The 23,571-nt window shown below is 73.4% G+C and carries 18 protein-coding genes; 6 read left to right on the forward strand and 12 right to left on the reverse strand.

Features of this window, described 5'->3' with window-relative positions; all coding sequences use genetic code 11:
• Positions 1 to 88 precede the first annotated feature (88 nt).
• Positions 89 to 1,441 (reverse strand): sugar transferase, encoded by a 1,353-nt coding sequence (locus tag ABD340_RS15325; RefSeq protein ID WP_344589632.1) that lies wholly within the window; start codon positions 1,439 to 1,441, stop codon positions 89 to 91.
• 347 nt (positions 1,442 to 1,788) lie between these two features.
• Here ABD340_RS15325 and ABD340_RS15330 point away from each other — a divergent pair, with 347 nt between their 5' ends.
• From ABD340_RS15330 to ABD340_RS15345, 4 genes are all read left to right on the forward strand, one after another.
• Positions 1,789 to 2,835 carry a TolB-like translocation protein gene (locus ABD340_RS15330; RefSeq protein WP_344589633.1) on the forward strand — a complete coding sequence of 349 codons (1,047 nt, stop codon included), beginning with the start codon at positions 1,789 to 1,791 and terminating at the stop codon, positions 2,833 to 2,835.
• Positions 2,836 to 3,113: 278 nt separating this feature from the next.
• Positions 3,114 to 3,740 carry a class I SAM-dependent methyltransferase gene (locus ABD340_RS15335; protein WP_344589634.1) on the forward strand — a complete coding sequence of 209 codons (627 nt, stop codon included), beginning with the start codon at positions 3,114 to 3,116 and terminating at the stop codon, positions 3,738 to 3,740.
• Complete coding sequence (locus ABD340_RS15340; protein WP_344589635.1) at positions 3,737 to 4,972, forward strand: hypothetical protein; 1,236 nt, start codon at positions 3,737 to 3,739, stop codon at positions 4,970 to 4,972. Before ABD340_RS15335 ends, ABD340_RS15340 begins: the two co-directional genes overlap by 4 nt.
• The gene (locus ABD340_RS15345; RefSeq protein WP_344589636.1) at positions 4,969 to 5,811 is read left to right on the forward strand and encodes a WecB/TagA/CpsF family glycosyltransferase; all 843 of its coding nucleotides are present in this window, start codon (positions 4,969 to 4,971) and stop codon (positions 5,809 to 5,811) included. Before ABD340_RS15340 ends, ABD340_RS15345 begins: the two co-directional genes overlap by 4 nt.
• Here the strand turns inward: ABD340_RS15345 and ABD340_RS15350 are convergent.
• Complete coding sequence (locus ABD340_RS15350) at positions 5,774 to 6,421, reverse strand: hypothetical protein (RefSeq protein WP_344589637.1); 648 nt, start codon at positions 6,419 to 6,421, stop codon at positions 5,774 to 5,776. The two genes, ABD340_RS15345 and ABD340_RS15350, sit on opposite strands and share 38 nt — an antisense overlap.
• Before the next feature lie 122 nt (positions 6,422 to 6,543).
• On the opposite strand from ABD340_RS15350, the gene ABD340_RS15355 reads away from it, so the two are divergent.
• A complete protein-coding gene (locus tag ABD340_RS15355) occupies positions 6,544 to 7,299 on the forward strand; it encodes a hypothetical protein (protein ID WP_344589638.1) in 756 nt (251 codons plus the stop codon).
• A gap of 11 nt (positions 7,300 to 7,310) precedes the next feature.
• Complete coding sequence (locus ABD340_RS15360) at positions 7,311 to 8,627, forward strand: O-antigen ligase family protein (protein WP_344589639.1); 1,317 nt, start codon at positions 7,311 to 7,313, stop codon at positions 8,625 to 8,627.
• Positions 8,628 to 8,642: 15 nt separating this feature from the next.
• On the opposite strand, the gene ABD340_RS15365 is transcribed toward ABD340_RS15360, so the two are convergent.
• The 10 genes from ABD340_RS15365 to ABD340_RS15410 are packed head-to-tail and all read right to left on the reverse strand — an operon-like array spanning position 8,643 to position 23,376.
• A complete protein-coding gene (locus tag ABD340_RS15365; RefSeq protein ID WP_344589640.1) occupies positions 8,643 to 9,626 on the reverse strand; it encodes a right-handed parallel beta-helix repeat-containing protein in 984 nt (327 codons plus the stop codon).
• A 17-nt stretch (positions 9,627 to 9,643) separates the two neighbouring features.
• Positions 9,644 to 10,741 (reverse strand): DegT/DnrJ/EryC1/StrS family aminotransferase, encoded by a 1,098-nt coding sequence (locus ABD340_RS15370; protein ID WP_344589641.1) that lies wholly within the window; start codon positions 10,739 to 10,741, stop codon positions 9,644 to 9,646.
• Positions 10,738 to 11,412, reverse strand: a complete 675-nt coding sequence (locus tag ABD340_RS15375; protein ID WP_344589642.1) for an acetyltransferase — start codon at positions 11,410 to 11,412, stop codon at positions 10,738 to 10,740. Before ABD340_RS15375 ends, ABD340_RS15370 begins: the two co-directional genes overlap by 4 nt.
• Positions 11,396 to 12,931, reverse strand: a complete 1,536-nt coding sequence (locus ABD340_RS15380) for an oligosaccharide flippase family protein (RefSeq protein WP_344589643.1) — start codon at positions 12,929 to 12,931, stop codon at positions 11,396 to 11,398. The genes ABD340_RS15375 and ABD340_RS15380 overlap by 17 nt, the downstream gene beginning before the upstream one ends.
• Entirely contained in the window at positions 12,928 to 14,181 is a 1,254-nt protein-coding gene (locus tag ABD340_RS15385) for a glycosyltransferase family 4 protein (protein ID WP_344589644.1), read from the reverse strand. The genes ABD340_RS15380 and ABD340_RS15385 overlap by 4 nt, the downstream gene beginning before the upstream one ends.
• Entirely contained in the window at positions 14,178 to 15,287 is a 1,110-nt protein-coding gene (locus ABD340_RS15390) for a DegT/DnrJ/EryC1/StrS family aminotransferase (RefSeq protein ID WP_344589645.1), read from the reverse strand. Before ABD340_RS15390 ends, ABD340_RS15385 begins: the two co-directional genes overlap by 4 nt.
• 5 nt (positions 15,288 to 15,292) lie before the next feature.
• The gene (locus ABD340_RS15395) at positions 15,293 to 16,489 is read right to left on the reverse strand and encodes a glycosyltransferase (protein WP_344589646.1); all 1,197 of its coding nucleotides are present in this window, start codon (positions 16,487 to 16,489) and stop codon (positions 15,293 to 15,295) included.
• Complete coding sequence (locus ABD340_RS15400; RefSeq protein WP_344589647.1) at positions 16,462 to 17,433, reverse strand: SDR family NAD(P)-dependent oxidoreductase; 972 nt, start codon at positions 17,431 to 17,433, stop codon at positions 16,462 to 16,464. Before ABD340_RS15400 ends, ABD340_RS15395 begins: the two co-directional genes overlap by 28 nt.
• Complete coding sequence (locus ABD340_RS15405) at positions 17,430 to 18,506, reverse strand: Gfo/Idh/MocA family protein (protein ID WP_344589648.1); 1,077 nt, start codon at positions 18,504 to 18,506, stop codon at positions 17,430 to 17,432. Before ABD340_RS15405 ends, ABD340_RS15400 begins: the two co-directional genes overlap by 4 nt.
• A 10-nt stretch (positions 18,507 to 18,516) precedes the next feature.
• Positions 18,517 to 23,376 carry a DUF4082 domain-containing protein gene (locus tag ABD340_RS15410; RefSeq protein WP_344589649.1) on the reverse strand — a complete coding sequence of 1,620 codons (4,860 nt, stop codon included), beginning with the start codon at positions 23,374 to 23,376 and terminating at the stop codon, positions 18,517 to 18,519.
• Positions 23,377 to 23,571: the final 195 nt, after the last annotated feature.

Below are 23,571 nucleotides of genomic sequence, written 5' to 3' on the forward strand. Positions count from 1 at the left end.
CGGCCTCTCGTACCAGCGGCAGCCCGACGTAACCGAGCCCGATGACCACCAGATCCATGTCCATATGGTTGTTCCGCCTTCTTCCGGTTCAGTAGGCGCCCGAGCCGCGGACGACGGCGGCGATGGTCTTCCAGAGGATCTGGGCGTCGAGGGTGAGCGACCAGTTCTCGATGTAGCGCAGGTCGAGCCGTACCGACTCGTCCCACGACAGGTCCGAGCGGCCGCTGACCTGCCACAGGCCGGTCATGCCCGGCTTGACCGCCAGCCTGCGGTACACGTCCTCGCCGTAGCGGTCGACCTCGTCGGGCAGCGGCGGGCGGGGCCCCACCAGCGACATCTCGCCGCGCAGCACGTTCACCAGCTGCGGCAGCTCGTCCAGCGAGAAGCGGCGAAGCCGGGCGCCCAGCCGGGTCATCCGGGGATCGTCGCGGAGCTTGAACAGCAGGCCGTTGCGTGCGCCGGCCGCGGCGGACAGCTCGTCGCGGAGGCGGTCGGCGCCAACGACCATGGTGCGGAACTTCAGCATCCGGAACCGGCGGCCGCCCCGGCCGATCCGCTCCTGCGCGTAGATCGCCGGGCCCGGGTCGTCCGCCCGGATGAGCAGCGCGGTCACCGCCCACAGCGGGCCCAGCAGCACCAGCGCGAACGCCGCCGCCACCCGGTCGAAGCCGCCCTTCAGCAGCCGCCGCACCCCGGCCAGCTCCGGGTGGTCGACATGCAGCAGCGGCAGCCCGGCGACCGGCCGGATCGTGGTGCGCGGCCCGGCGATGTCCAGCAGCGCCGAGGCGACCAGCAGTTCCGTGTCGTCCTGCTCCAGCCGCCAGGCCAGCCGCCGCAGCTCCACCCCGGCCAGCTCCGGACAGGCCAGCACCGCGACCGTCTCCGCGCCGGTCCGCTCCACCACGTCGGCGACATCGCCGAGACGGCCCTCGACCGGCACGCCGAGGACGTCCCCGCCGCCGCCCGCCGGGACGCACGCCGCCACGATCCGCATGCCGTGGTACGGCGCCCGCCCGAACTCGCGGACCAGCTCGGCCACCGCCTCGCGGTGCCCGGCCGCGACCACGCGGCGCAGGCAGTCGCCCCTGGTGCGGCGCCGGTGCAGGCGCTTGCGCAGCCGGTGGCGCGCGACCAGGGTCAGCAGCGTGACCAGCGGCAGCGCGATGACGACATAGCCGCGGGCGACCTCGGCCTTGGTGGCGTACGACGCGACGGCCACGGCGGCGGTCAGGCTGCTGCCGGCGCTGAGGATCCGCCGGTACTCGTCGTTCCCGATCCCGAAGAACCGGGCGTCGTACGCCCGCGCCGCCGCCGCCCACGCCACCCACAGCAGCGGCAGCCCCGCGGCCAGCACCGCGTCCGGACGGGGTGCCAGGGTGTGCTCGCCGAAACGGAACACGAAACCGGCCAGCCCGGCGCCGAGGGCACAGCAGAAATCCACGGCAATGGCCAGACGAACATAGCGTGAAACCCAGCCGTCCGGTCCTTCCGCCGGTCTTCCTCGGTAAGGGCGAAGCTCGGCCGCAGGCCGCTCGATGATGCTCACCCGGCCATCCCCCGTCACCCTCTCTGTCGCCAGAAAGAACATTGACCGCAGGTTAAGCTGCCAGTCGAGAGAGTTAAAGGGAAGGTAATGTGGCGGGTCCGGACGTGGCCGCGGCGGGATATCCGTGGTCACTGGCCATTCGGCTGGCCGGATTCGGACGAATAAACTACGGAGGCGGATGCCGCACTTAACCTTGCGACCATGCGCGACACCTTCACGGGCCGTTCTATGGGACGACCCCGGTGACCGTCCGTTCCCTGCTCCGCGGGCGCCCGGCCGTCACGGCGGCCGCGGTGGCCGTGGTCGCCGGAGGCGTGGCGGCGGGGCTGATCGCGTCGCCGGACGGCTCCGGCGGCGGCGCCGGGGAGGCGGAATCGGGCCCCGCCGCGGCCGCCGGTTTAGGCGCCCTCGGCGGCCTGGACCGGCCCGGCAAGCTGCTGTTCCGCAACGCCGTCCCCAGTGGCGCCGCGGGATCGGAGCAGGCGGGCAGGCTGGCCGCCGTTCCGCTCGCGGCGCCCGGCGGGGCCCGTACCGTCAGCGGCCTGTCCTGCGTGCGCGTGCACTCCAGGGGAGGTACGGGCGTGTGCCTCACCGTGGAGCGGTCGGCCCATCCGCAGGCGTACGCGATCGCCCTGGACGGCCGGCTGGGCACCACGCACAAGATCCCGATCCCGGGCACGCCCAGCCGCGCGCAGGTGTCCCCCAGCGGCCGGATGATCTCCTGGACGGTCTTCGTCAGCGGCGACTCCTACGCGGGCGAGAACCTGTCGACCAGGACCGGCGTCCTCGACACCCGCACCGGCCAGGTCATCCCTGACCTGGAGCGATTCACCCTGCTCCAGGACGGCCGCCCCAACACCAATGTCGACCTCAACTACTGGGGCGTCACCTTCACCCGCGACGACGACCGCTTCTACGCCACCGCCAAGACCAAGGGCACCACGTACCTGGTGCAAGGCCGGGTGAGCACGCAGGCCATGTGGACGATGCGGACGAACGTCGAGTGCCCCTCACTGTCGCCCGACGGCACCCGGCTGGCGTTCAAGAAGGCCACCGGCGACCCGGCCCGGCCTTGGCGGCTGCACGTGCTCGAGCTGCGCGGCATGCGGGAGACCGCGCTGGCCGAGCGGGAGTCGGTGGACGACCAGGTGGTCTGGATGGACGACCGCACGGTGGCCTACGGGCGGCTGCGCGGCTCGTCGACCGAGGTCCGGACGGTGCCCGCCGACGGCTCCGGCGCCCCCCGGACGCTGCTGGCCGACGCCTTCTCCCCTGCCCCGATTCCTTGATCCGGACCGGCCTGAATCGGCCGTTTCCGGCGCTGGCCGACACCGGCCCCCGTCACTAAGCGAATTCGCAGTGCAACAAATTCGGCGACCGTTCCTGGACACCTGATAATTCACCCGGCACGGTCCGCACCACTTTTCGCACACTTCCGGCCATGTCCTGATTAGGCCACTTTACCCGGTGGCTTTTTCCGGCTACAGGCCCGCAATATTGGGCCGTCAAAGCGGAGCGGGTTCGGGGAGATGTGTTGAGCCGACTGCACACATTGCGTAATCGTTTCGTGGACGCGCCGGGATCCATGGGCGCGCGTTACCGGTCCCGCCGCTGGGACTGGCTGCGCGCGGCCTTTCCCGGCCTCGGCGAGATGTCGGTCGTCGACCTGGGCGGGACCGCCGAGTCCTGGCGCCGCGCCCCGGTCCGCCCCGCCCGGGTGCACCTGGTCAACCTGGAGAAACCGCCCCAGGACCCGCCGAACTGGCTGCGCGCCGACCACGCCGACGCCTGCGAGCTGCCGGCGGAGATCCTGGCCGGCGGCTACGACCTGGTGATCTCCAACTCGGTGCTGGAGCACGTGGGCGGGCACGCCCGCCGCCGCCTGTTCGCCGACGCCGTGCACCGGCTCGCCGACCGGCACTGGGTGCAGACGCCCTACCGCTACTTCCCCGTCGAACCGCACTGGGTGTGCCCGGGGATGCAGTTCCTGCCACCGCCCGCGAAGGTCGCCGTGGCGCGGCACTGGCCGCTGGTGCACACCCCGCCCGCCGACCGCGCGGAGGCGCTGCGCGCCGTGCTGGAGGTGGAACTGCTGAGCCGCACCGAGATGCGGGCCTACTTCCCGCACTCGCGGATCGTGTCCGAGCGGGTCGCCGGGCTCACCAAGTCGCTGATCGCGGTGAAGCGCGCATGACCGCCGACGCGGCCGGGCCCGGCACGCCGCCGCGGGACGCTCCGGGCGACGCGCCGAACTCTGAGCGGCTGCGCCGGCTGGGCGCGGCCGACGGCGCCGCCCGGGACGTCATCGACGAGCTGCTCCGGCAGGCGGTGCGGGGCCTGCCCCGGATGCGGCCGGACCGCTCCCCTTCATTGCCAGGCCGCCCGTTCGTCTTCACCATGCGCGGGGAACCCGGCGGCGGCGCGCCGGCCCGGCACCGCGCCGTGCCCGCCGGGCAGAGCCTGCGGTACGGCGCGATCGTGGCGCTCGGCGCGCGGCTGCTGCCGCCGGACGCGCAGCGCGCCGCGCTGGCCGGGCAGTCGGCGGCCGAGCTGACCGGCCTGCTGCTGGCGCGGCTGGACGACACCGGCGCGGCCGCGGTCACCTCGCTCGGCGACATCGCGCTGGTGTGCTGGGCCGCCGCCGAGACCGGGCACGACGGGCTGCCGCGGGCGCTGGACCGGCTGGCCGCCGCAGACCGTCCCGGGCGCGGGCCCGTCTACACCGTCGACGCCGCATGGGTGCTCTCCGCCCTCGCCGCCGCCCGCGAGGCCGGCGCCGGCCCCAGCGAGGAGCATCTGGAACGGGCACGGCGCCGCCTGCTGGACGGCCTGCGCGGCCGGGCCCTGTACTCCCACGAGGTCGGGGGGCGCGGCCTGGTCCCCCGCTACCGGGCGCACGTCGGCTGCTTCGCCGACCAGGTCTATCCCGTCCAGGCGCTGGCCCGGACCGGTGACGGCGAGGCGCTCGCGGCGGCGAACCGGGTCGCCGACGCCTTCTGCGCGGCGCAGGGCCCGGACGGCCAGTGGTGGTGGCACTACGACGCTCGCACCGGCGGCGTCGTCGAGGGCTACCCCGTCTACAGCGTGCACCAGCACGCCATGGCGCCCATGGCGCTGCTGGACCTGGCCGAGGCCGGCGGCGGCGACCATCTCGGCGCGATCGCGCGCGGCATCGGCTGGCTGGCCGCGCCGCCGGAGACCGGCGAGCCGCTGATGCCCGGCGAGCCCGTCATGACCTGGCGCAAGGTCGCCCGCCGCGACCCGCGCAAGGCGGTGCGCGGTGCGCGCGCCGCGACCACCCTGCTGCGTCCCGGATGGCGGGCCGCCGCGCTCGACCGGGCGTTCCCGCCCGGGGCGGTCGACCGCGAGTGCCGCCCCTACGAACTCGGCTGGCTGCTGTATTCCTGGTTGGAGGACGAGGCATGAAGCGCGAGCAGTACACCGCATTGCAGATCGAACGGCGTCGCCCGTCCCGGCGGCACTTCCTCGGGGTCTGGCTGGACCCGCTGAGCATCGACGAGACGGTGGCCGCCTGCGTCAAGGCCGTCGAGGAGCGCGCGCCGCTCACGATCGGGGTGCTGAACGCGGCCAAGATCGTCCGGGTGCGCAAGAACGACGGGCTGCGCCGCGCCGTGCTGGACTGCGACCTGGTGCTGGCCGACGGGCAGTCGGTGGTGTGGGCGTCCAGGCTGCTGCGCGAGCCGCTGCCCGAGCGGGTCGCGGGCATCGACCTGATGCTGGCGCTGCTGCCCGAGGCGGAGCGGCGCGGTGACCGGGTGTTCTTCTTCGGCGCCCGTCCCGAGGTGCTGGAACGCACGCTGGCGGAAGTGCGCCGCCGCTTCCCCGACCTGGTCATCGCCGGTTCGCGGCACGGCTACTTCTCCTCGGCCGAGGCGCCGGAGATCGCCGACTCCATCCGCGAGGCGCGCACCGACCTGCTCTTCATCGGCGTCTCCTCGCCGATGAAGGAGCTGTTCATCCGGGACTGGGCGCCGCGCACGGGCGCGTACGTCGCGCACGGCGTCGGCGGGACGTTCGACGTGCTCGCCGGAGAGGTACGGCGTGCTCCCGTGTGGTGGCAGCGGCACGGGCTCGAATGGCTGTACCGGGTCGTCCAGGAGCCGCTGCGGCTCGGCCCCCGCTACTTCACCACCAACTTCACCTTCGTCGCGCTGGTGGCGGTCGCGGCGGCGGGCGAGGCGCTGCGCGGCCTTGTGCCCCGCCGGGCTAGGCGTCGGCGGTCGCCGGGCGCGGGGGGCCGGTGACGCGGCGGGCCGGCCGGCGGTCGGCGGCGGCCGCGGCGTACAGCGTCGCCACAAGGCCCAGCAACCCGATCGCCAGCAGCCGCCGCGACGGGCGTCCCGTCACCGGCACCGGCTGCCCGGACCCGGCCGTCACCTGCCAGGTGATCAGCGAGCCGGGCAGCGCGCCCTGGCCGCGCTGGCGCTCCAGCAGCTGCGCCAGCATCACCCCCAAAACGGCCGCGTGGGTGCGCCGGGCCTCCTCGGCGCTCGACGCGACGGACGACACGGTGAGATGCGGCTGATCATGGATGGGCAGTTCCTGGTTGCCGCGGTTGGCCAGCAGCACCTGGTACTCGGCGGTGCCCCCGGCGGCGCGGACCCGGCGCCGGCCCTCCGCCGAGCCCATCGTCCGGGCGGAGATCTCCGCGTTGGTCACCAGCGCGGGCGTGAAACTGGCGTAGGAGTTGCGCGGGAACGGGGCGCGCGGCGACAGCAGTGTGATGGCCGAGCGCGCCTCGTACTCGGGCCGGGCCGTCAGCACGTGCGCGGCCATCAGCAGCGTCAGCGCGGCCGCCGCCAGCGCCACCACCGGATGGCGGCGCAGCGCTCCCCCGAAATGCCGGATCGTCACAGATCGCCATGGTGGCACGCGGCCGGCCGCTCCGGCCCGTCCTCGCCAGGTGTGGCCATCGGCGTGACGGCGGCGCGGCCGGTCCGCACGATGGTGACCGGGCGCCGCATCGAGGGGGACGTGTGGATCTGCTGGACTGGCTAGGCATCCTGCTCAGGAGGTGGATGCTGACGCTGCCGCTGCTCCTGCTCGCGCTCGGCGGCGTCGGCGCCGCGGCGGTGGTGACCCCGTGGACCTACGAGGCGCAGGCGAGCGTGGTGTTCCTCGCCTCGCCGTTCCAGGCCAAGCAGGCGGGCGGCAACCCGTGGCTGGTGTTCGACAGCTCCCTCACCGTCACCGCCGAGGTGGTGGGCCGGGAGATGATGGACGACCGCACCGCCGCCGGGCTGCGGGCCCGCGGGCTGACCGCCGGGTACGAGGTCGGCGTCGCGCAGGACTCCACCGGCCCGGTGCTGGCCGTGGACGTCTCCGGCGACGACCCGCGCGTCGTCAAAGGGACGCTGGACGCACTGGTCGCCGCGATTCCGCAGCGGCTCACGCACATCCAGGCCAAGGAAGGGGTGACCGAGCGCGCCCAGATCAAGGCGAGCGTGGTCACCGCGAGCCCGAAGGCGGCCCTGGCCGCCACCGGCAAGCTGCGAATGCTGGTGATGGTCCTGTTCGTGGGCCTGGCGCTGACGGTGGCGGTGCCGCTGTTCGCCGAGGTGCTGTCCGAGCGGCGCAGGCGCGGCCGGGCGTCGTCCGCCGAGCCCGAGCCCAAGGAGGCCCGGCCGAACGGGGTGACGCTGCCGGACGTCTCGTTCGCCGAGAGCGCCAACGGCGCGGCCGGCCGGGCGGAGAACCCGGGCGCCGGGCGCTACCGCAGGCCGGAAAACTGACCGGCGCGCCGATGGGCCTGCCCGCGACGCCCGCCGCCCCGGCGCCGGCGGCCGCTCCTCCGCTCGGACGGGTGGACGCGGTCACCGTCCTCAGCGTCTTCGTGGTGATGCTGACCGTGGTGCCCGCGCGGTTCGTGGTAGGCCCGCTGGGCGCGGCCGGCACCCCCGCGGGGATCATGGCGGTGCTCTGCCTGGGCTGGTACGCCAGCTCGATGATCACGGCGCGGACCACGCCGATCCGGGGGCCGCAGCCGGTCCGTCCGGTGGTGGTGCTGTTCGGGTGCTCGATCCTGGCCGCCTACGCCGCCGCGATGGGCCGGGCGCTGCCCGGCCCGGAGGCCAACGGCGCCGACCGCGGGCTGATCCTGGCGCTGGGCTGGATCGGCGTGGCGCTGCTGGCCGCCGACGGGGTCCCGTCCCTGGACCGGCTGGAGGCGGTGCGGCGGCGGCTGGTGGCGGGCGGCGGGTTCATCGCGGTGCTGGGCGCCGTGCAGTTCTTCACCGGCTTCGACCTGGCCGGGCACCTGGCGTTCCCGGGACTGTCGACCAGCACCTCCTACACCTCGGTGCTGCAGCGCGAGGAGTTCAACCGGCCGATGGCCACGGCCACCCACCCGATCGAGTTCGGCGTGGTGCTGGCGATGCTGCTGCCGCTGGCGCTGCACGGCGCGATCCACGCCGAGGAGGGCAAACGGTTCCGGGCGTGGCTGCCGGTCGGGCTGATCATGGTGGTGCTGCCGATGACGGTCTCCCGGTCGGCGGTGCTGGGCATGGTCGTCGCCGGGCTGGTCGTGCTTCCGATCTGGCCCGCGATGTGGCGGGTGTGGGCGGTGCTGGTGGTCGGGCTGCTGTCGGTGGCGCTGCGCGCGGTCGTGCCCGGACTGATCGGCACGCTGACCAGCCTGGTGTCGTCGATCGGCAGCGACTCCAGCACCGTCACCCGCACCAACGACTACGCGGTCATCGGGGAGGCGGTGGCACCACGGCCCTGGTTCGGGCAGGGCTTCGGGACCTACCTGCCGCGGACCTACCGCATCCTCGACAACCAGTACCTCCTCACGCTCGTGGAGACCGGGCTGTTCGGGCTGCTCGCGCTGCTGGTGGTGCTCGGCTCCGGCTGGGTGCTGGCACGGAAGGCGCGCAAGGCGAGCACCGACCCGGTCACCCGGCATCTGGCGCAGTGCTTCGCGGCGTCGATGGCGGTGGCGGCGGCCGCGTACGCGACGTTCGACGCCTTCAGCTTCCCGATGGCCGCGAACCTGACGTTCCTGTGCCTGGGCTGCATCGGCGCCCTCTGGCGGCTCACCCGTCCCGCCGGGAAGGGCTGATCAGGGGCGAGCTGATCAGGGGCGCACGGGCTTGCCGGTGTCCTGCCACTTGTTGTCGCGCCACACGTTGCCGCGCCCGGACGGCTCGAACGCGGTGACCGGGCCGTGCGCCCCGCCCTTCTTGAAGTGCCGGCGGCTGAACGCGTTCCGCATGATCTTGATGTTGGACGAGGGCCCGAACCGGCCCTGGCCGCCGTACAGCGCGTACCCGCCCCCGCCGAGCAGGTTGCCGACCACCGTGACGTCGTGCGCCCGGCCGAAGTCCTGGTAGATCGAGACCGCCGAGGTCTGCGCGACCGGGTTCAGCAGCACGTTGTTGCGGATCACCAGCGACAGCCCCGGCGCCGGGCCCGAGTTGGACTGCACCGCGGTCACGTGGTCCGCCGGGAACTCCTTCAGGCGGTCGACCACCGAGTCCTCGACCAGCCCGTGGTCGGTGTTGACGCCGTTGGAGACCGTGTGGACGTGCACCCGGCGAACGGTCATCATGCCGCCGTGGTTGACGATGCCGTACTGCACCTTGGTCCGGCCGTCCCCGTTGATCTCGGAGTTCTCCACCCGCAGCCCGGACCGGCCCTTGCGCTGGATGATCGCCCACTGCCCGGCGCCGACGACCTGGGTGTTGCGGATGGTGACGTCGTCGGCGTCCACGTTGATCTCGGTGGCGACCCGCAGCCCGTCGATGACGGCCCCATTCCGCCGTACGGTGATCGGGCCGCTGCGGCGCAGCTTCTTGCCGCGCGGGACGCCGACGGTGTCCAGGGTCGGCCAGGTGACACGGGAGCCCTCGCCGCCGACCGGGGCGGGGCTCTTCAGCTGGAGCGGCGGCACGGAGACGGGCGCGCCGGGCGCCGCGCTGGGCCTGTTGGTCGGCGGCAACTGCGCGGCCCGGGCGCTCTTGCGCGCGCCCGGCCGGTCGTCGCCCGAACATGCCGTGCCGGACGCGGCCACGGCCAGGCACGCGGCCGCGAGCACCGGGATCGTTCTGGACCGGGCCATGTGGCTCCCTTCAGCGATCAGCCGAGGATCTTGTGGAGGGCGTCGGCGACCCGTTCCTGCTGCCCCGCGGTGATCTGCGGGAACATCGGCAGCGACAGGATCTCCCCGGCGGCCGCCTCGGCGACCGGGAAATCGCCGGGGCCGTGCCCCAGGTACCGGAACGCCGGTTGCAGGTGCACCGGGACCGGGTAGTGGACGCCGCAGCGCACCCCCAGCTCCCCCAGCCGCTCGGCCACCTCGTCCCGATTCGGCACGCGGACGACGTACAGGTGCCAGACATGCTCCCGTCCGCGACCCGCCGGCGGAGGCTCGAGCGGTGTCAGGCCCGGCATGCCGGCGAGCAGCTCTGCGTAGCGGGCGGCGGCGGCCCGGCGCTGGTCGTTCCACCGGGCCAGGCGCCGCAGCTTGGCGCGCAGCACGACCGCCTGGAGCGTGTCCAGCCGCGAGTTGAATCCGACGATCTCGTGCCGGTACTTGCGCTCGCCGCCGTGGTCGCGCAGCAGCCGCACCGTCCTGGCCAGCTCGGCCGAACCGGTGACGACCGCGCCCGCGTCACCGTACGCGCCGAGGTTCTTGCCGGGGTAGAAGCTGGTGGCGGCGACGGCGCCGAACAGGCCCTGGCCGTCCCGCAGGGCGCCCTGCGACTGGGCCGCGTCCTCCAGCACCGGCGGGCCCAGCTCCAGCAGCGGGCCCATCGGGACGAGCCGGCCGTACAGGTGCACGGGAACGATCGCGGAGGTCGCCGCGCCGACCGCCGCCGCGGCCCGGTCCGGATCGATCAGCAGGTGCTCGGGCTCGGCGTCCACCAGGACGGGCCGCGCGCCCGCCCGCACGACGGCCTCGGCGGTCGCGACGAAGGTGTTGGCCGGGAGCACCACCTCCGAGCCGGGCCCGGCACCGAGGGCGCGCAGGGCCAGTTCGAGCGCGTCGGTGCCGTTGGCGACGCCGACGCAGTGCCCGGCGCCGGCGAACGCCGCGTACTCCTCCTCGAACGCCCGCACGTCCTCGCCCTGCACGAACGCGGTTTCGGCGAGGACGCGGCCGAACCCGTCCAGCACCTCCCGCTCCACCTCCGCGTGCGCGGCGGCCAGGTCGACGAAGGGCACCTCGCTCATCCGGACTCCTTCCTGAAAACCCGAACGGGTGCGGGGCGCAGTCGGCGGGCGGGCGAGCCGGCCCACACCTCCCCCGGCGGGACGTCGCGCAGCACCACCGAGCCCATCCCGATCAGCGCGCCCGCGCCGATCGAGACGCCCTCCCGGACCAGTGCCCCGGCGCCCAGGTACGCGCCGAACCCGACCCGCACGCCGCCGCCCAGCCGCACCCCGGATGCGATGGTCACGAAGTCCTCGACCTGGTCGTCGTGCGTCAGCGTCACGTGCGGCATGATCGCCACGTGCGCGCCGACCCGGACCGACGCGGTCAGCACGGTCTGCGCCAGCACCACCGACCCCGCCCCGACGTGCGAGGACGGCGCGACCCACGCGGACGGGTGGACGAGCGTGGCGTAGCGCCGCGCGGGCAACCCCAGCCGCCGCACCAGGCGCCGCCGGACGGCCGGGTCGCGGGGGCTCGCCGTGCAGACCACTAACCGTGCCTCGCGGGCCTTCGCCGTCTCTTCCGCGCCGCCGAGGACGGGCACGCCGTCGACGGCGGTGCCGTGCTTGTCGAAGTCGTCGTCGGCGAAGCCCAGCAGCCGCCAGCCGTCCATGGCGGTCACCGCCTGCGCCGTCTCGCGGCCCAGCCCGCCCGCTCCGACGATGATCAGGTCATCCGGTTCCGGCATCGGCCGCCTCCAGGTTCGGTTCTCTCTCGTTCGGTTCTCTCTCGTTCGGTTCTCCAGCAGGGCCGCCCAGGTCGCGCAGCCCGCGCAGGGCGGCGCGCATCCGGCGGAACTGCAGGGCGAGTGCCGCCGCGGCGGCCGTCCCGGCGACCGCGAGCGCGAGCACGTCCAGGGGGATCGCGGCCTGCGCGGCCCAGGCCGCCAGCCCGGCCGCCGCCGCGATCAAGGCCGGCGGCCCGGTGCGGCGCAGCACGCCCGCCGGGGCGACGCCCACTCGACGCAGCTCCCACAGGTACAGCGGCAGCACGACGAACGCGGCGACCAGCACGTGCGCGGCGGCGGCCCCCGCGATCCCGTCCAGGCGGGCCCCCGCCACCAGCGCCGGGACGAGCACGGCCAGCCACACCACCTGCACGGTGAACACCGCGCGGGAGCGGGCCAGCACGACGAAGTAGTCGTAGACCAGCTCGAACATGATCCGCAGCGCGCCGAGGACGGCCAGCAACAGCAGCGCCGCCGCGGCGGGCTCCCACGTCGTCCCGTACACCAGCCGGACCAGCGGCTCGGCCGCGCCCGCCAGCAGCAGGCACACCGGCAACGTGAGCCCGGCGAGCAGGCCGGCGGTCGTCAGAAAGGCCCGGCGCAGCCGCACCGGATCGTCCTGGATCCGGGCGAACGCGGCGGGCGCGACACCGCGGACCGGCTGCGAGAACATCGACACCGGCCAGTTGGACAGGTTGAACGCCAGCACGTAGAAGCCCAGCGCGGTCGGCCCCAGCACATGCCCGACGATCAGCTGGTCGGCGCCGCCGACCGCGAACACCACCACGCTCGACCCGGCCAGCGGCAGCCCGAAGCGCAGCAGCGCCCGCGCCGCCGCCGGGTCGAACCCGAACCGCAGCGGCCCGGGCGCGGCCAGCACCAGCAGGACCGCGGACGCCCCGGCGCCCGCCAGCCGCCCGACCGCCAGGCTCATCGCGCCCATCCCCGCGGCGGCCAGCACGATCGACACGAGCGCCCCGCCCCAGTTGTTGACCTGGTCGGCCAGCATCTTGCGGTCCTGCCGGAAGCCCCGCTGCAACAGCGCGGCCGGCACCGCCACCAGCCCGTTAACCACGACACTGACGGTCAGCAGCCGGATCACCCCGGTCGCGGCGGGCGCGCCCATCGCGGCCGCGAACGCCGGCGCCGCCACGAAGCAGCCCGCGTAGACCAGGCAGCTCGACACCAGCGAGATGGTCGCGACGGTCGGCGCGATCGCGTGCGGATCGCCGGGCCACCGGACGATCGCCAGGCTCACGCCCAGCTCGTTGAAGCTCAGCACCGCCAGCAGCGCCACCATCGCCACCGCGAACACGCCGAACTCGGCCGGCCCCAGCAGCCGCGCCAGCGCGATCCCGATCGCCAGCGTGCCCAGCCGCCCCGCCGCCGTGTTGAACAGACTCCACCCGAGCGCCCGCGAAGCCTTCCCGAACAAGGAGTCATCCTCCCCCACGGCCAGCCGCCGCCACACTCGGCTCATCCGGGGGTTCCTCGGGGGACGGTTTCGGGTTTGCCCGCTACGGCGTTGAAGTCGTCCAGGGCGGCTGAGCCGCGTAGGCGGCGGGCGCGGCGTTCGGCCTTGTACGCCAGGACGCGGCCGACCGTGCTCGCGGCGTCCCGCCTCATGGCCGGCACGGACGCTCCGGTGCGGGCGGTGTCGAGGGCCTCGCGGTAGATCCGTTCCTGGACGCGCGCCGCGCTCTCCAGGCTGAACCGCTCGACCACGAGGGCGCGGCCGAACTCGCCCAGTTCCCGGCGGCGATCCGCGCTGCCGATCAGGGGGCGCAGGATCGCCTCCAGCCGGTCGGCGCCCGCGCCGCCGACGCCGTACCAGCCCTGCTCCAGGAACATCCCGGCGGTCTCGGGCGTGAGCGGCTCGAAGAACCCGCGCTCGCCCTGGACGATCAGCGGCTTGGCGAACGCCATCGCACGCAGCGCCGACCCGCCCATGCCCAGCGCGACCGACGCCGCCGCGTACGCCGGGCGCGGATCGTCCAGCTGGCCGGTGAGGACGACGGCGCGCCGTCCGGTGCGGGCGTTGGCCTCGGCGGCGCGGGCCTCGACCCGGTCCCGGCACGCGCCGTCCCCCACGATCACCAGCCGGACCTCGGGCAGCCGCTCCACCGCCTCGATCGCCGTCAGCAGGCCCTCCAGCTTGAGCTCGGCCGCGAGCCTGCTCACGACCACGATGTCGACCGGTCCGGGATCCAGGCCGAACCGTGCGCGGAACTCCTCGGAGGGGTGGCCTGGCGCGTTGGCCGTCACGTCCACCGGCGGCTCGATCAGGTGGACGGCACCGGGTCGGCGGCCACGCCGCTCGACGACCTCCCGCTGGATCTGGCGGGTGCCGACCACCAGCGGCAGGGTCGGCGGCAGGAACGGCGCCACCGCCATCGACATCACGGTGCAGACGGCCGCGGCGTCCCGGCGGGTCCGCACCGCGTGGAACGCCTCCAGGCCGGGCGGCCACTCGTAGCCGTGCACGATGTCGAAGCCGCGCGCGGCGACCAGCGCGCGCAGCCGGCGGACGGTCGACGGCGCCGGACGGCGCCGGCCCGGATCGAGCGCGAAATGCTGGATGCCCTCGTCCCGGACCCGCTCCACCAGCGGTCCCGGCTCGCTGACCATCGCGACCCGGTGGCCCAGCGCGCGCATCGACGCGGCCAGCTCGATCGCGTTGAGCTGGCTCCCGCCGATCCGCATGTCGTGCGGGTAGACCAGGATGTTCATGAGGCGCTCGCGATCGTCTCGACGACCCGGTCCTGCTGCTCGGCGGTCATCTCGTGGAACAGCGGCAGGATGAGGGAGCGCGTGGTGAACCGGTCGGTGACCGGCAGGTCGGCCCGGACGCCGGCGTAGGCGGGCTCGCGGTGCGCCGCCATGATCCCGCGCCGGGCCGACACGCCGGCCGCCAGCATCCGGCGCAGCAGGTCGTCGCGGCCCACCGGGAAGTCGTCCGGCAGCAGGATCCAGAACGACTGGTAGTTGGTCCGGCCGTGGGCCGGGTCGCGCACGCACGCGATGCCGGGGATCTCGGCCAGCAGCCGCTGGTAGCGGGCGGCCAGCGCACGGCGGCGGCCGATGATCGCGTCCAGCCGGGCCAGCTGGACGAGCCCGACCGCGGCTTGCAGATCGGTCATCCGGTAGTTGAAGCCGGTCTCGTCGTAGGACTCGATGACCACCTGCGCGCCGGCGTGCCGTTCGGCGGCGCTCGCGCTCATCCCGTGCTCGCGCAGCCGCCGCGCGCGCCGCGCCCGCTCGGCGTCGGGCAGGGTGAGCATGCCGCCCTCGCCGGTCGTCAGCAGCTTGCGCGGGTGGAACGACCATGCCGCCAGCTCCGCGCCCGCCCCGGCGGGACGGTCCCGGTAGACCGACCCGGCGGCGCACGCGGCGTCCTCGATCACGGTGATGCCGCGCGGGTCGCACAGCGCGCGGACCCCGTCCAGGTCGACCGGCACCCCGGCCTGGTCCACGGCGATCACCGCGCGGGTGCGGCCGGTCAGCGCCGCCTCGACGGTCTTGCCGGTGACGTTGCCGGTGACGGGGTCCACGTCGGCGAAGACGACCTCGGCGCCGGCGTGCCGCACCACGTTGGCGGTGGCGATGAACGACAGCGAAGGGACGACCACCTCGTCGCCCGGGCGCACGCCCGCCAGCAGCAGCGCCAGGTGCAGCGCCGTGGTGCAGGAGGACGTCGCCACGCCGTGCCCGGCGGCGACGCGGGCGGCGAACGCGCTCTCGAACTCGGCGACGCGCGGCCCCTGGGCGACCCAGCCGGACCGCACCACCTCCGCCGCCGCGGCGGCCTCCTCCTCGCCCAGCACTGGTTTGATCACGGGGATCACGGTGCGGGCACCTCCTCTCGGTCGATGTCGAGCAGCCGGGCGAGCGCGCGGGCGCGGTGCGTCCAGTCGTGCCGGGCCGCGAACCGGCGCCGCCGCCCGGTCGCGCCCGCCGGGTCGGCGGCGGCCAGCTCCGCGCCGACGGCTCGGACGAACCCGTCCGCGGCCTCGGTTCTGATCAGCTCCGCGCCTTCGGGGTCGCTCTCGCGCAGCCAGCGGGCGGACGGCAGGTCGGTCGCGACGACGGCGCGCCCGGCGGCCAGGTACTCCAGGGTCTTGATGGGGAAGCTGGCGTCGTTGAAGGCCGAGCGCGCGTACGGCGTCAGCCCCACCTTGATCGCCCGCAGGTACGGCGGCAGTTCCGCGAAGCTCTTGCGGCCCGTCCAGCGGACGTTCGGACGGGCCGTCAGCGCGCGGAACCGGGCCGGTTCGTGCGCCGGGTCGTGCGGCCCGACCAGGAGCAGCGGATGCCCGGCCGCGGCGACTCCTTCGAGGACGCCCATGTCGATGCGGGCGTTGATGTGCCCGACGAACCCGGCGGCGGGCCGGTCCCGGCCGAAGCCCGCCAGGTCCGGCGGCCACGGGGCGGTGTCGATCCCTTCGTACGCCTCGGGCGCGCAGCCGGTCGGGATCATCTCGGCGTCCCTGCCGCGGTCGCGGAAGTCGTCCCGGAGGCGCGGCGAGACGGCGGCGACCGCGTCCGCGCGGGCCAGCAGCCGGTCGCGGGCCTTCTCCATCCGCCGCGCCGGCAGCCCGATCAGGCCGGCGCCCGCCACCAGGTCGTCGGTGGCGTAGAAGACGGTGCGGGCGCCCGGGACGGCGCCCAGCAGCCCGGCGTCGAAGGTGGCGATGACGACGGCGGTGACCCGCCGGCCGAGCCTGCCCGCCGCCTGCCGGGTCGCGCGGCGCACCAGCGCGGCCGTGACGTGGTGCATGCCGGGCCGGTACGCGCCGGGCAGGGCGCGCGGGATCAGCCGGTACAGGTCCCGGGCCTGCCTGCGCAGCGGCGGGCCGTCCAGCGAACCGGCCAGGTGCGGGCGCAGCAGCGGCGTCGCGAGCGAGATCGGCGGATCGACGTAGAGGACGGGCGCCAGCGCGGCGAGCCGGTCGGTGAGCTGCCGGTCGGTGCCGGCCACGCCGTCGTAGGCGGTGCCGCCGAAGTAGACGATCACGGCGTCTCCGACTCTGCGCGCCACCAGTCGACCAGCCGCCGCAGCCCGTCCTCCAGCCCGACCTGGGGCTTCCAGCCGAGCCGCCGGCCGGCGGCGGAGACGTCGGCCAGCCGCCGCGCCACCCCGTTCACCGCGCGGGCCGGGCCGAACTCCAGGCCGAGGTCCTCCGCGTCCATGGTCCGCAGCAGCGCCCGGGCCAGTTCCCGCAGGCTCGTCTCGACGCCGCAGCCGATGTTGAACACCGCGTCGGTGACGTCCGCCTCGGCGGCCAGCAGGTTGGCGCGGGCGATGTCCTCGGTGAAGACGAAGTCCATGGTCTGCAGTCCGTCGCCCAGGATCAGCGGCGGCCTGCCCTCGGCGATCCGGTCCATCCAGCGGATCAGCACCTCGGTGTAGAGGCCGTGGACGTCCATGCGCGGCCCGTACACGTTGAAGTAGCGCAGCGCCACGTAGTCCAGCCCGCGCATGGCGTGGAAGCTGCGCAGCATGCCCTCGTTGAACGCCTTCGCGGCCCCGTAGAAGGTGTCGTTGTCGTAGGGGTGCTGGTCCTCGGGCGTGGGGAACGCGGTGGCCGTCCCGTACACCGACGCCGACGACGCCGCCACGACCTTGCGCACGCCCCGGTCGGCCGCCGCCTCGATCACCTCGTAGGTGCCGTCGACGAGCACCTCCAGCGCCAGCCTCGGCTCCTGCGCGCACTGGGTGATCCGGATCGCGGCCTGGTGGAAGAGCACGTCCACGCCGTCCAGCAGCGCCCGGACCAGCGCCCGGTCGCGGATGTCGCCCTCGACCACCCGCAGCCGGTCGCCGGCCGCCTCCTGGGCCGCGGCCAGGTTGGCGCGCCGGCCGCGGGTGAAGGTGTCGAGCACGACGACCTCGGCGGCGCCCGCCGCGACGAGCTGGTCGACGATGGTGGAGCCGATCGTGCCGGCACCGCCGGTGACCAGGCAGCGGGATCCTGCGATCATGCGTTCTCCTTCGGTTGCGGCTCGGTGAGTCGGACCGGGCGGCCGCCCGCGGCGACGCTGCGGCTGGCCGCCTCCAGCTGGGTGACGACGCGCAGCCCGGCGCCGCCGTCGGTGCGGGCCGGGCGGCTCTCGGCGATCGCCGCCGCGAACTCGGCCATCACCTCGCGCAGCGCCTCCCGTTCGGGCAGCGCCGGGACGAGCACGTCGCCGACCCGGTAGGAGATGAGCGCCTGGTGCCGCGCGGCCGGGTCCAGGGAGCCCGCCGGGGCCAGGTCGACGCCCCGGTCGTACACCGCGAGCCGCTGGACGGGGTTGAGGTCGTCCCACACGATGGTGCGCCGGGACCCGCCGATCACCGTCGTGCGGATCTTGGTGGGGCTGAGCCAGTTGACGTGGACGTGCGCCATCACGCCGGTGGTCAGCCACACCGACAGGTGCGCCATGCACAGCCGGCCGGCGTCGATCGGGTCGCTGCCGTGCGCGGCGACGGCCTCGACCGCCACGCCGTCGGGCAGCACGTGGTCGAGGATCGACAGGTCGTGCGGGGCCAGGTCCCACAGCACGTCGACGTCGGGCTGGACGAGGCCGAGGTTGATGCGCACCGAGTCGACGAACTGGATGTCGCCGATCTCGCCGCCGCGGATCAGCTCGCGGATCTTTTGGACGGCCGGGGTGTAGCAGTAGGTGTGGTCGCACATCAGCACCAGTCCGGCCTCGCGGGCCAGGTCGACCAGCTTGGCGCTCTCGTGCACGGTGGGTGTGAGTGGCTTCTCGACGAGGACGTGCTTGCCCGCCTCCAACGCTGCGCGCACTAAATCGAAGTGCGTCGCGGCAGGGGTCGCTATGGCGACGGCCTTGACGGCGGGGTCGGCCAGGACGTCCTGGTATGACGTCGTCGCCCGCACCGTCGTGTAGGGGCCGAGCACGGAGCGTGCCCGTTCCTCGTTAAGGTCGCACAGCCATTCCAGGCGGAGGGCCGGGGTGGCTTGGGCGGTCCTGACGAGGTTGGGGCCCCAGTAGCCGGCGCCTATCACCGCCAGCCCGATCGCCTCTACGCCGATGGTGATGGTCAAGGAATGCTCCTCACGGTGCCGTCGTGGTGAAGATGGCGTCGACCCAGTAGTTGGAGTCGGACGCGGTGGCGGGGAACCCTCCGGTGCCGTAGCGGTAGACGCCGTTGGGGCCGTCCTCTCCCGACCGCAGGGCGTGCAGCGGCGGCGCGTCGACCCCCTGGTTCTGGAAGCCGCCGACGGTCGCCGAGTAGTGGCCGTTGGGGGCGAGGTAGGACACGACGTAGGTCGTCCCTGCCGTCACCTGGACGGGGGCGGCGAACTGGACCTCCTGCCAGCCGGCGGCCGATTCGTTGGTGAAGGTGGCCGTGGCCAGGCGGTTGCCGTCCTTGTCCCACAGGCTGCCCGTGTGCGTGCCGGTGTTCTGCGCGCCCTTGTAGAAGCGGACCCCGGTGACCCACCCGTTGGAGTCGGCACGGAACTTCAGGCCCAGCTCGACGGAACCGCCGTCGTCCACGTCCGCTATCTGCGGCGACGCCTCGTCCGGCCAGATGGAGCAGGGGCACTGGCCCGGCGTGGTCTGCTTGGCCGTCGTGAACGACCACGTGCGCGCGCCGGCCATGGCGTTGCCCGCGAGGTCCTTGGCCCCTTGGACCGTCGCCGTGTACTTGGTCGTCCAGGCGAGAGGGCTCGTGGGCGTGAACGTGGCGGTCCGGGTGTCGGGGTTGTAGCTGACCGCGCCGTCCACTTGGGTGCCGCCAGGGCCGGTCATTGTGAACTGGATGGTGCCGCCCTGCACAGGCTCGTCGAACCTCACCGAAGGACGCGCCGCACGCGGAACGCTGGTCCCGCCGTTGGTGGGGTCGACCGTTTCAGCAGTGGGCTTGGTCGTGTCGCCCGGGTCGGCGTCGGTGAAGATGGCGTCCACCCAGTAGTTCGCCCCTCCCCACGTGCTGCTGGGGAACCTGGAACTCGCCGAGTACGTGTAGACGCCGTTGCCCCCTGGAGTGCTTCCGGTGGCGAGGCCGCGCAAGGGGGCGTTGTCGTAGGCGGCGTTGAAGAAGCCCGCGTCGGCCGAGTAGTGGCCGTTGGGGGCGTGGTAGGAGGCGACATAGGTCGTCCCTGCGGCGACCGCGACCGGGGCAGAGAACGTCAGGGTCTGCCAGCCTGACGCCGTCTCGTTGGTGAACGTCCCTTGCGCCATACGGGTGCCGTCTTGGCGCCACAGGCTCCCTGTGTGCGTGCCCGTGTTGCCCGGCCCCTTGTAGAACCGGACGCCCGACACCCACCCGGCCCTGTCGGCGGTGAACTTGACGCCCACCTCGATGGCCCGGGTGTCGCTGTCGGCGGCCGTCGTGGGCACGGCGTCGCTCGGGAAGACGGTGCACGGGCACGCCCCCGACGTCGTGAACGACCACCGCGTGGTCCCGGCCATCGTGTTCCCCGCCGCGTCCTTGGCACCGCTGGCACTGGCCGTGTAACGGGTGGCCGCGGCGAGCCCACTGGACGGGGTGAACGTCAGCGTCCGCCCTGTCGCGTCCAGGACGGCACTGCCCGCGACCTCCTGGCCGCTTGGCCCGGCAAGGGTGAACACCGGCGAGCCGGACCGCACCGGCTCGTTGAAGGTCACCTTGACCTTGGCGCCCGTCGGGACGCTGGTGGCCTCATTCGCCGGGCTGCTCTTGGAAACCGTCGGGGGCGTCGTGTCGGGCGGCGGCGTGAACACCAGGTCCACCCAGTAGTTGGTCGCCCCGTACGACTGGTTGGGGAAACCGCGCGGCCCGTACTTGTAGACCCCGTTCCCGCCGCCGCTCCCGTTGGCGAGCGCCTGGAGCGGCGGGTTGTCCACGACACCGCCCAGCCCGCCGTACGTGGCCGAGTACCAGCCCTTGGTCGTGTGGTACGAGGCGACATACGTCTCCCCCGCCTGCACCTGGACGGGTGTGGAGAAGGTGACCTCCTGCCAGCCCAGGGTCGACTCGTTCGAGAACGTCGCGGTGGCGAGCTGCCCACCGTCCTTGTTCCAGAGGGTGCCGATGTGGGTGCCGTCGTTGTTGCGCCCCTTGTAGAAGCGGATGCCGTTGACGAACCCGTCCCGGTCAGCGGTGAAGCGGACGCCCAGCTCGATCTCGTTCGCGTCGTTGACGCCCTCCACCGCGGGGGCCGCGTCGTCCGGCCAGATGCTGCACGGGCACTGCCCCGGGATCGGCGCCGGCTTCGCCGTCGTGAACGAGTAGCCGAAGGTCTCCATCACGTTGCCCGCGTCATCGGCGGCCCCCGTGACCGACGCCGTCAGCTTCTTGGAGCCGGGCAGGTCCGACGAGGGTGTGAACGTCAGGACCGTCCTGGACTCGTCCAGGCTCGCCGTGCCCGGGATGGTGTTCGTGCCGTCCTTCAAGGTGAACGAGGGCGTGCCCTGCCGGATCGGCTCGCTGAACGTCACCGTCGGCCTGGTCGAGGTCTTCACGCTCGACGAGCCCGCGTAGGGCGCGTTGTCCACGACCGTCGGCTTCATCGTGTCCGGCGGCTTCACCGTGACGAACGTGACGTCCACGTAGTAGTTGCCGCCGTTGAACGTGGACTGCGGAAAGCCCGAGTAGCCCGACCGGTAGACCCCGTTGCCCCCGGGCGCGTCCGCCTTGAGACCCGTCAACGGCGGCGTGCTGTGCTCCTTGAGCGAGAAGTAGGCGGGATCGGCCGCATACCGGCCGTTAGGCGCGAAGTAAGACGCGACATACGTCTCCCCTGCCTGCACCTGGACGGGCGTAGGGAACGACGCCGTCTGCCAGCCCGAAGCCGTCTCGCCAGCGAACGTCGTGGACGACAGCCGGTTCCCGTCCTTGTCCCATAGCGTGCCCGTGTGCGTCCCGGTGTTGCCCTGCCCCTTGTAGAAGCGGACGCCCGTGACCCAGCCGTTCGAAGCCGCCTTGAACTTCACCCCGAGCTCGGTCGCCGTCGTGTCGCTGTCGGACGGCCGCGCGGGCACCGCCGAATCACCGAACATGCGGCACGGGCACGCCACGTCGAACGTCGTCCCGGCACCCGGTGTCTCGATGTTGCCGCTGTCGTCGACCGCCCTGGTCTTGATCGTCACCGGGCCGTTGCCGGTCGCGTCCCACTCGTAGGTCCAGGTCGCCCGGCCCTTGGCGGCCCGCCACGTCGTCCCGCCGTCGGTGGAGACCTCCACGCCGCCGACCTGCCCGCCGCCCGCGTCCGACGCCGTACCGGAGATCGTCAGGGTGCGGCCGTTCACCACGTCGGCGCCCGGCGCGGGCGAGGTCACCGCCGACACCGGCGGCGACCGGTCGGTGGACGCCGCCGCCCTGGCCAGCCCGCTCTGCAGCGTGACCGGCTGCACGCCCATGTCGGCGAACAGGTTCACCGTCGCCTGCCGGATGTTGGGATCGGGCGAGGTCGGCCCGTCGGAAGGCATGTCGTGCACCGCGTCCAGGCCCCACGACCACTGCACCGTGCCGCCGCCGAAGACCAGCGCCCCGCTCGCCGCCCGGTACAGCGTCAGCGCGTGCGTGGCGGTACCCGGCGCGACCTCCGAGCCGTAGTCGATGAGCTTCTCCGGCACCTCCGCCGTCGTCGACGACATCCGGACCAGGCCCGGCGGCCGCGCCCCGTTGTCGAGGTCCTCGTCCCACTCGTATCCGACCGTCTGGTCGACCAGCGTCATGGTCGACCCGGCGGACTGGCCCGCCACGGCCGTGCCCCGCCAGAACCGCATCTTCCCGTCCGCCGCCGGGACCTTCAGCGCCACCCCGCAGCAGTTCACCGTGAAGATCGTCCCGGTCAGGCCGTTCTCCGGCCGGCCGCCGTCGTGCGGCGGGCTGAACCGCGGGTCCCGCCAGGTCCCGGTCCACTCCTGACTCGGATCGATCTTGGCGTTGGCGCGGGTCTCCTTGTAGGCCACCAGCGTGCGGTGCGAGACGGCCGGGCTTCCGGCGCCGCCCTCCCAGCGGGTCTTCCAGTACACCTCGTTGCCGCTGAAGAACGCCAGATGGACGCCCGCGTCCCGGGCCGCCTCCACGTTGGCGCGCTCGGCCGCCGACCAGTACTCGTCGTGCCCCACCGACAGGAAGACCTTGTGGTTCCTGATGAGCTGGCCGCGCGCGTCGGCGTCCCAGCTGCCGATGTAGCTCACGTCGTAGCCGTTGGCCTCCATGAACCGCACCATCGGGTACTCATTCGCGAACACGAAGTCGCGCCCCCACGGGGTGTCCTCGCGCGTCCCGAACGGGCGGTTGTAGCTCACCTTGACCGCGCGGCCCGGCGCCGCCGTGCTGTCCCCGGCGTACAGGCTGTTGCCGCCCCACTTGTTGTACGCCTGCCACGTCGTGTCCGAGGTCTTGAACACCATGGCCGACCGGCTCGCGTCGTCGCGGACCACGAACACCACGTGGTTGTCGTCGCCCTCGCCGTCGGTGCGGACCAGATGCGCGAAGTAGATCCCCGACACCGCCGTGGCCGGGACCGGCCAGCTCGCCGAGACGCCCCAGTTGCCGCAGTCCACCAGCCCGCTCGCGTCGTCGGTCAGGCACGCCGGCTGCCGCTGCGGCAGCGCCGCCGACGGCGCGATCTCCGCGATTTTACGGGCGCCATTACCGCCGTAATATCCCATCCGGTAAATGCTGATCGAGTATCGGGTGGCCGGCGTGTTGATTTTGAACTGGACGGTCTGTCCCACGTTCACGCTGAAGGACGTCGTGAAACCCTCGATCGTCTGGCCGCCTCCGGACGCCTTTTCCCATTCCTCGGACGGCGAACCGGGCTTGGAATTCTCGCAGGCCACCGGATTGCCACCCGCGTCGCACGGCCCCGCCGCGGCCCGCACCGCGGGCGTGCCCAACGCCGCCATACCCCCAGCGAACAGGGCGAACAGCAGCAGCAGGCAAACCCGCACACGGAGCCCGAGGCGAATCGGCACCGCATTCATGACAGCCGTGACCTCACCGCGTGCCCCCTTGTGATCCCACCGTGAGCAGGTCCACCGGGCACCCGACTAAGGGCCGGCCCCGCCCCGAATACCGAGTTCGAAAAAGCACCCCGCACCGAAAGCGGTTCGACTATAAGTGCTGCCCGCGCCGATTGATGAGGGTGTGGCCGGTGCTGGCCTGAGGGC

The sequence above is a fragment of the Actinomadura vinacea genome (assembly GCF_039532545.1).
Lineage (GTDB): Bacteria > Actinomycetota > Actinomycetes > Streptosporangiales > Streptosporangiaceae > Spirillospora > Spirillospora vinacea.